Annotated in this window: 1 protein-coding gene; it reads left to right on the top strand. The window is 68.9% G+C overall.

Annotated elements, in window-relative coordinates:
- The first annotated feature begins 71 nt into the window (after window positions 1-71).
- A complete protein-coding gene (locus tag QN350_RS19710; protein WP_322138601.1) occupies window positions 72-665 on the top strand; it encodes a nitroreductase family protein in 594 nt (197 codons plus the stop codon).
- The last annotated feature ends 69 nt before the right edge of the window (window positions 666-734 follow it).

Consider the following 734-nt stretch of genomic DNA (forward strand, 5'->3'; position numbering starts at 1 on the left):
GGCGTGCGCGTTCTAGATCGTGGGTCAGTGTCGCCCCGGAAACCCACACACCCCAGACGAAAGACGGGCACATGACCCTCATCACCGATTCCATCAGCCGCGCCGCCGACACGACGTCGCCCCTCCTCTCCGCGCTCTCCGAGCGCTGGAGCCCGCGCGGCTTCGACCCGACCGCGGTCATCGATGAGACCACCCTGACGACGATCCTCGAGGCCGCCCGCTGGGCCCCGTCCGCGAGCAACATCCAGCCGGCCCGCTTCATCGTCGCGCGCCGCGGCACCGCGAGCTTCGCCAAGGTGCACGAGGGCCTGATGGGCTTCAACAAGGCCTGGGCGGATTCCGCGTCGGTCTTGATCGTGAACATCGCCCACCTGCCGATCGACGAGACCCGCGAGAACCCGTGGGCGCGCTACGACCTCGGCCAGGCGGTCGCGCACCTCACCATCCAGGCCCAGGAAGAGGGGCTGTACACGCATCAGCTCGGCGGCATCGACGGCGCGGCGATCGCCGAATCCTTCGGCCTCACGTCCGACCTCGCCGTCGTCTCCGTGACCGTGCTCGGCGTCCTCGGAGACGTCGACGCCCTCTCCCCCGAGCTCTACGCCCGCGAGATCGCGCCGCGCACCCGCAAGCCCCTCGCCGAGCTCCTCCTCGCCAACGACTAACCCCCCCTCCTTCCTCGCGAGAGTACGAAAAAGGCCCCTTCACGCGAAGCGAAGGGGCCTTTTTCGTAC

Origin of the sequence: Cryobacterium sp. 10I5 (assembly GCF_035019865.1) — a bacterium.
GTDB classification, from domain to species: Bacteria; Actinomycetota; Actinomycetes; order Actinomycetales; family Microbacteriaceae; genus Cryobacterium; species Cryobacterium breve_A.